Genomic DNA, 8598 nt, shown 5'->3' on the forward strand with positions numbered 1-8598 from the left:
ACCGCCTCCGTCACCGAGACCGCCGAGGACGCCGGGATCGCCGACGTCCTGACGGTGGGCACGCTGGAGCGCGACAACGCGGGCGCCGCCCGGCTCCTCACCGCTCTCGCGCAGGCCCACGTCGGCGGTCTGCCCGTCGACTGGAAGACCGTCCTGCCCGCCAGCGAGCCCGTCGAGCTGCCGACCTACGCCTTCCAGCGTCAGCGCTTCTGGCTCCAGACCGGGGCCGACACCGCCACCGGGCCGGGCGGCGACGGCACGAGCACCGCCGCCGAGGCCGAGTTCTGGGCCGCCGTCGAGGGCGGCGACCTGGCCCGGATCGCCGACACGCTGGCGATCGAGGACCAGCGGCAACTCGCCGAGATCCTGCCCGCGCTGGCGTCCTGGCGCCGCCGCGAGCGCGACCGCTCGGTGACCGACGGCTGGCGCTACCGCGTGACCTGGGCGCCGGTGACCGAGCAGACCCCGGGCGGGCCGTCCGGGAACTGGCTGGTCGTCACCCCCGCCGGCCAGGCCGACGCCGGCCTGCTCCAGCAGTGCACGGCCGCGCTGACCGCCCACGGCGCCCAGCCGGTGTTCGTCGAGATCCCGGCGGGAACCGTCGACCGCGCGGACGTGGCCGAGCTGCTCACCGAGGCACTGCAGGGCACCGAGCCGGCGGTGTCCGGCGTGCTGTCGCTCCTCGCGACCGACGAGACCCGCCTGCCCGCCCACCCGGCGGTGGCCGGCGGCCTCACCACGACGCTCGCGCTCGTGCAGGCCCTCGGCGACACCGGCGTGACCGCGCCGCTGTGGGTCGTCACTCGTGGCGCCGTCGCGGCGACACCGGGCGAGGCGCCGGCCAGCCCGACGCAGGCCCAGGTCTGGGGCCTCGGCCGCGTCGTCGCACTTGAACACCCGGACCGCTGGGGCGGGCTGATCGACCTGCCCGAGGTGGCCGACGAGCGGGTGGGCGCGCGGCTGGCCGCCGTCCTGGCCGGCTGCGGCGAGGACCAGGTCGCCGTCCGGCGGACCGGACTCCTGGCCCGCCGGCTGACCCGCGCCCCGCAGCCGAAGGCGGGCCGGGAGTGGAAGCCGCGTGGCAGTGTGCTGGTCACCGGCGGCACCGACCCGATCGGCGGGCACGTCGCCCGCTGGCTGGCCGGCCGGGGCGCGTCCCGGCTGGTGCTGACCGGCACCACCGGTCCGGCCGCCCCCGGCGTCGCCGCGCAGGCGGCCGAACTCGCCGCGCTGGGCGCCCGGGTGGACGTCGTGGCGTGCGACGCCGGGCGGCGCGCCGAGCTGGCCGGCCTGCTCGACCGGATCGCGGCGACCGGCCCCGCGCTGTCGTCCGTCCTGCACCTCGCGGAGGCCATCGACAACAAGCCGGTCGACGACCTCGACCTCGCGGAGTTCGCCGGGGTGCTCGCGGTCAAGGCGGACGCGGCGGCCTGGCTGGACGAGCTGACCGCGGACCTGGACCTCGACGCCTTCGTCCTGTTCTCCTCGGTCGCCGCCGTCTGGGGCGGCGGCCAGCAGCCCGGGTTCTCCGCGGCGAACGCCTTCCTCGACGCCCTGGCGGCCGGCCGCCTGGCCCGGGGCCTGACCGCCACCTCGGTGGCCTGGGGCCCGTGGAGCGTCGGCGCGATGGGCGCCGGCGCCGACGGGGCCCAGCTGGAGCGGCGCGGGCTGCGGCTGATGAGCCCCGACCTGGCCACCCGGACGCTGGCGCAGCTCCTGGACGGCGGCGAGGCGCTGACGACGGTCGTCGACGTGGACTGGGCGCGGTTCGCGCCGCCGTTCACGCTGCGCCGGCGCAGCCCGCTGATCGAGGGACTGCCCGAGGTCGTCGAGGCGCTGGCCGGCGACGGGCCCGACGAGGCCGTCGACCGGGCCGCCGGTACGCCGCTGCGGCAGCAGCTGGCCGCCCTGCCGGCCGCCGAGCAGGACCGCGCCCTGGTCAACCTGGTGCGGGCCGAGGCCGCCGCCGTGCTGGAGTACTCCTCCCCGGAGGCCGTCGGCGGCAGCCGGGCCTTCAGCGAGCTGGGCTTCGACTCCCTCACCGCCGTCGAGCTGCGCAACCGGCTGGGCGCCGCCACCGGCCTGAAGCTGCCCGCCACGCTGCTCTTCGACTACCCGAGCCCGACGGTGCTGGCCGGCTACCTCCGCTCCGAGCTGCTCGGCGGCGGGGCGGCGGGTGCCGGCGGGACGGCGAGCGCCGGCGGGGCCGTCGTGGCGAGCACGGTCCCGCTGGACGACGACCCGGTGGTGATCGTGGGCATGGGCTGCCGCTTCCCCGGCGGCGTCCGCAGCCCGGAGGAGCTGTGGGAGCTCCTGGACTCGCGCACGGACGCGATCGGGGCGTTCCCGCAGGACCGCGGCTGGGACCTGGACGCCCTCTACGACCCGGACCCGGACAACCCCGGCACGGCGTACGTGCGCCAGGGCGGATTCGTCTACGACGCGGCCGAGTTCGACGCCGGGTTCTTCGGCATCAGCCCGCGCGAAGCGCTCGCGATGGACCCGCAGCAGCGGCTCCTGCTGGAGACGTCCTGGGAGGCCCTGGAGCGGGCCGGCATCGCCCAGTCGACGCTGCGCGGCAGCCGGACGGGCGTGTTCACGGGCGCGAGCTACGCGGGCTACGGCCTGGTCGGGCCGGACGCCTCGGAGGGCCTGGAGGCGCACCTGCTGACGGGCACCACGACCAGCGTGCTGTCCGGCCGGGTGGCCTACACGTTCGGCCTGGAGGGCCCGGCGGTGACCGTCGACACGGCCTGTTCGTCGGCGCTGGTGGCGGTCAACCTGGCCAGCCGGGCGCTGCGTTCGGGCGAGTGCTCGCTGGCGCTGGCCGGCGGCGCGTTCATCGCCTCCGCCCCGGACCTCTTCGTCTGGGTGAGCAAGCAGCGCGGGCTGTCCCCGGACGGCCGGTCGAAGTCGTTCTCGGCCGCGGCGGACGGCATGGGCGTCGCCGAGGGCGTCGGCATGGTGGTGCTGGAGCGCCTGTCGGACGCTCGGCGCAACGGGCACCCGGTGCTCGCGGTGGTGCGCGGCTCCGCCGTCAACCAGGACGGCGCGTCGAACGGCCTGACCGCGCCCAACGGTCCCTCGCAGCAGCGGGTGATCCGCGCGGCCCTGGCCGACGCCGGCCTGACGACGGCCGACGTGGACGTGGTCGAGGCGCACGGCTCCGGCACGGTGCTGGGCGACCCGATCGAGGCGCAGGCGGTGATCGCCACCTACGGCCAGGACCGGCCGGAGGGACGGCCTCTGTGGCTCGGGTCGGTGAAGTCCAACATCGGTCACACCCAGGGTGCGGCCGGTATCAGCGGCCTGATCAAGATGGTGCTGGCGCTGCAGCACAAGAACCTGCCGGCCACCCTGCACGCGGACGAGCCCTCGCCGCACGTGGACTGGTCGGCCGGCGACGTCCGCCTGCTCACGGAGTCGCGGCCGTGGCGGACGGACGGCCGCCCGCGCCGGGCCGGGGTGTCCTCGTTCGGGGTCAGCGGCACCAACGCCCACCTGATCCTGGAGGAGGCCCCCGACCCGGCGACCGCCGAGGCGACCGCGGCCGACGCGGGCGCCGGAGCGCCGCAGGCCCCCGCGGTCCTCGACGCTCCCGAGGCCGGCGCCTGGGTGGTGTCCGGGCGGACGGCGGACGGCCTGCGCCGGCAGGCGGCCCGGCTGGCGGAGCACGTGGCGACCCGCCCCGAGCTGGAGCCGGCGGACGTGGCCTGGTCGCTCGCGACGACCCGGTCGGTGTACGAGTACCGGGCCGTGGTGACCGGGACCGCCCGCGAGGAGCTGGCCGCGGGCCTGGCCGCGGTGGCGGCCGGGGAACGCGCTCCCGGCGTGGTCGTCGGGACGTCGGCGGCCGCCGAGGCGAGCGAGGCGGTGTTCGTCTTCCCCGGCCAGGGCGCCCAGTGGGACGGCATGGGCCGGGAGATGCTGGCGGCCTCGCCGGTGTTCGCGGCCCGGATCGCCGAGTGCGCGCGGGCCCTGGAACCGTACGTGGACTGGTCGCTGACCGAGGTGCTGGCCGGAGCGGACGGCGCGCCCGCCCTGGACCGCGCCGACGTGGTCCAGCCGGCGCTGTGGGCGGTGATGGTGTCGCTGGCCGCCGTGTGGGAGGCCGCGGGCGTCACGCCGGGCGCGGTGGTCGGCCACTCCCAGGGCGAGATCGCGGCGGCCACGGTGGCCGGGATCCTGTCGCTGGAGGACGCGGCCGAGGTGGTGACGGTTCGCAGCCGGGCGCTGTCCGGACTCGGCACCGGCGGCGGGATGCTGTCGGTCGTCATGCCCGTCGCGGCGGTGCGCGAGCTGCTCGCCCCCTGGGGCGAGCGGCTGGCGGTGGCCGCGGTGAACGGGCCCGCCGCCACCGTGGTCTCCGGCGAGACGGAGGCGCTCGCCGAGTTCGGTGCCGAGCTGGCGGCCCGGAAGGTCATGCGCTGGCCGATCCCGGTGACCGACTTCGTGGCGCACTCGGCCGGGGTGTCCGACCTGGAGGGCGTCCTGACCGAGCGGCTGGCGGGCATCCGGCCGGCAGCCGGACGCGTCCCGCTGTTCTCCACGGTCGAGTGCCGGTGGATGAACGGCACGGAGCTGGACGCCGGGTACTGGTTCGCCAACGTCCGCCGTACCGTCCGCTTCGACGAGGCCGTCCGGGAGCTGGCCGCGGCCGGGAACCGGACCTTCGTCGAGGTGTCCCCGCAGCCGGTGCTGACCACCGGGATCGCCGAGACGATCGAGGACCTGGGCACGGCCGGCACCCCGGTGATCACCGGGACGCTGGACCGCGAGAACAGCGGCCCGCGGCGGCTGCTGGCCGCCCTCGCCCAGGTGCACGTCGGCGGCACCTCCGTCGACTGGCGGCGGGTCCTGCCGGCCGGGCGCCGCGCGGACCTGCCCACCTACGCCTTCCAGCACCAGCGGTACTGGCTCACCGGCTCCCGCCTGGCGGCGCCGGCGGTGGCCGGCGGGGACGGTGCCTCCTCGGAGGCCGAGGCCCGGTTCTGGGCCGCCGTCGAGCGCGGCGACCTGCAGCAGCTCGCCGACACGCTGGCCACGGACGGACAGCGGCCCTTCGGCGAGGTGCTCCCGTCGCTGGCCTCCTGGCGGCGGCGCGAACGGGACCGGGACGTCACCGGGAACTGGCGCTACCGCGTCACCTGGGCGCCCGTCACCGACCCGGCACCGGCCAAGCCGGCCGGCACCTGGCTGGTGGCCGTCCCGGCGGACCGGGCCGACCGCGCCGCGGACCTGGTCGAGGCGTGCGTCCGCGCGCTGACCGCGCGGGGCGCCCGGGCCGAGGTCGTCGAGGTGGAGACCGGCACGGCGCGGCGCGAGTCGCTGGCCGCCGACCTCACCCGGGCCCTGCGGTCCGGCGCCGACGACGACGCGCCGGCGCGCGTGACCGGTGTGGTGTCGCTGCTCGGCCTGGACGAGACGCCGCTCGCGGACCGGCCCGTGGTGCCCGCCGGACTGGCCGGCACCCTGACCCTGATCCAGGCGCTGACCGACGCCGCGATTACCGCGCCGCTGTGGACGCTCACCTCCGGCGCGATCGCCACCGGCCCGGGCGACCCGCTGACCAACCCGGTGCAGGCGCAGACCTGGGGCCTCGGCCGGGTCGTCTTCCTGGAGCAGCCGGACCGCTGGGGCGGCCTGATCGACCTGCCCGCCGTGCTCGACGACCGGGCCGCGAGCCGCCTCTGCGCGGTCCTCGCCGGCTGCGGCGAGGACGAGGTGGCCATCCGGCCCGCCGGGATCCTCGGCCGCCGTCTGACCCGCGCCCCGCAGCCCAAGGCGGGCCAGGACTGGACGCCCCGCGGCACCGTGCTGATCACCGGCGGGACCGGCGCGGTCGGCGGGCACGTGGCCCGCTGGCTGGCCGGCCGCGCCGAGCGGCTCGTCCTCGCCAGCCGGTCCGGGGTCACCGCCCCGGGCGCCGTGGCGCTGGCCGCCGGCGTGGCCGCCGCCGGGACCGACGTCGAGATCACCGCCTGCGACAGCGCCAGCCGCGCCGACCTCGCCGGCGTCATCGACCGCATCGGGGCGGGCGGCCCGCCGCTCACCGGCGTCCTGCACACCGCCGGCGTGCTCGACGACGGGGTGCTCGACGGCCTCGACCCCGACCGGCTGGCCAGCGCCCTCGCGCCCAAGGCCGCCGGCGCCGTCCACCTCGACGAGCTCACCGCCGGCCTGGACCTGGACGCGTTCGTGCTGTTCTCCTCGGCCGCGTCCACCTTCGGCGGCGCCGGCCAGGCCAACTACTCGGCCGCCAACGCCTTCCTGGACGCGCTGGCCGAGAACCGGCGCTCCCGCGGCCTGCCCGCCCTCTCGGTGGCCTGGGGCCCCTGGGCCGGTGAGGGCGTGTCCGGGGGCAGCGAGGCGGCCCGGCAGCGGCTGCGCCGCAACCGCTGGGAGGTCCTGATGGACCCCGAGCTGGCGGTCAAGGCCCTGGGCGGGGCGGTGGCCGGCCCGGACACCGTCCTGACCGTCATGGACCTCGACTGGCCCGCCTTCGCGGCCGCTCCCGGCCAGGCGCAGATCCTCGACGTCCCGTTCCTGCGCGACCTGCCGGACGCCGTGCGGCTGAAGGCGGCGCAGCGGACCGAGAGCGGCGGCGGACGGGCGGCCGAGGGCGAGCTGGCCCAGCGGCTGACCGGCCTGTCGCGGGCGGAGCAGGACCGGCTCCTGGTCGACACGATCCGCGAGGAGGCCGCCGCCGTCCTCAACTACGCGAGCTCCGACGAGGTCGAAGCCGGCCGTGCCTTCAGCGAGTTGGGCTTCGACTCGCTGACCTCGGTCGAGCTGCGGAACCGGATCGCCACGGCGACCGGGCTGCGCCTGCCGGCGACGCTGATGTTCGACTACCCCACCCCCCAGGTGCTCGCCGAGCACCTGCGGACGGAGCTGCTCGGCGCGCTGGCCGGCCACGCGTCGGCCCCGGTCGCGCCGGCCGCCGTCGTCACCGACGACGAACCGGTCGCGATCGTCGCGATGAGCTGCCGGTTCCCCGGCGGGCTGGACACCCCCGAGGAGCTCTGGGAGCTGCTGGCCGCGGGCGGCGAGGGCATCTCCGGCCTCCCGCAGGACCGCGGCTGGGACGCGGACGCCCTGTTCGACCCGGACCCCGCGCACGCCGGGACCACGTACACGCGTGAGGGCGGCTTCCTGCACCAGGCGAGCCGGTTCGACGCCGGGTTCTTCGGGATCAGCCCGCGCGAGGCGCTGGCGATGGACCCGCAGCAGCGGCTGATGCTCGAACTGTCCTGGGAGGCACTGGAGTCCACCGGCATCGACCCGTCCTCGCTGGGCGGCTCGCGCACCGGCGTCTTCATCGGCGGGTACTCGTCGAACTACGCGCTGGCCAGCATGCAGCTCGGCGGCCAGGACGGCGCCGCGCAGGTGGAGGGCCACCTGGTGACCGGCAACGCGACGAGCATCATCTCCGGCCGGGTGGCGTACGTGCTGGGCCTGGAGGGCCCGGCGATGACGGTCGACACGGCGTGCTCGTCCTCGCTGGTGGCGCTGCACACGGCCGCCCGGTCGGTGCGGTCGGGCGAGTGCTCGCTGGCTCTGGTCGGCGGCGTCGCGGTGATGGCGACGCCGTGGGAGATGGTGGGCTTCGCCCGGCAGCGCGGGCTGGCGGCGGACGGACGGTCCAAGGCCTTCTCCGCGGCGGCCGACGGCATGGGCATGGGCGAGGGCGCCGGCATGGTGGTGCTGGAGCGGCTGTCGGACGCGCGGCGCAACGGGCACCGGGTGCTCGCGGTGGTGCGCGGGTCGGCGATCAACCAGGACGGCGCGTCGAACGGTCTGACGGCGCCGAACGGCCCGTCGCAGCAGCGGGTGATCCGGGCGGCGCTGGCCAATGCCGGGCTGACCGCCGCGGACGTGGACGTGGTGGAGGCGCACGGGACGGGCACCCCGCTCGGGGACCCGATCGAGGCGCAGGCGCTGCTGGCCACCTACGGTCAGGAACGGGCCGGGGACGAGCCGCTGTGGCTGGGGTCGGTGAAGTCGAACATCGGGCACACCCAGGCGGCCGCCGGTATGGCGGGCGTGATCAAGATGGTGCTGGCGCTGCAGCACGAGGAGCTGCCGCGGACGCTGCACGTGGACGAGCCGTCGCCGCACGTGGACTGGGCTTCGGGCGAGGTGCGGCTGCTGGCCGAGCCGGTGCCGTGGCCCGCCAACGGGCGTCCGCGCCGGGCGGGTGTGTCGGCCTTCGGCATCAGCGGCACCAACGCCCACGTCATCGTGGAGGAGGCTCCGGCCGCCGAGCCCGCCGAGGTACGGGCCGGGACCCCGGTGGTGTCGGGTGCCGGTGCGTGGGTGGTGTCGGGTCGCTCGGCGGACGGTCTGACGGCTCAGGCGGGCCGGCTGCGCGCGTGGGTGGCGGCGCGGCCGGAGCTGGAGCCGACGGACGTCGCGTGGTCGCTGGCGACCACGCGGTCGGTGTTCGAGCACCGGGCCGTGGTGGTGGGCACCGAGCGTGCCGAACTGCTGCGCGGTGTGGAGAGCCTGGCGGCTGGTGTGTCCTCGGGCTCGGTGGTGTCGGGGGTGGCCCGTGGGGATGCCCGGGTGGGTCTGATCTTCGCGGGTCAGGGTTCG

Annotated in this window: 1 protein-coding gene; it reads left to right on the forward strand. The window is 76.9% G+C overall.

Translation table 11 applies throughout. From position 1 onward, the window contains the following. Positions 1–8598 (forward strand): type I polyketide synthase (locus tag ACZ6Y7_RS37805; protein ID WP_465762519.1); only part of this gene is annotated, 8598 nt, incomplete at both ends.

The sequence above is a fragment of the Kitasatospora sp. NPDC053308 genome, from assembly GCF_055585785.1.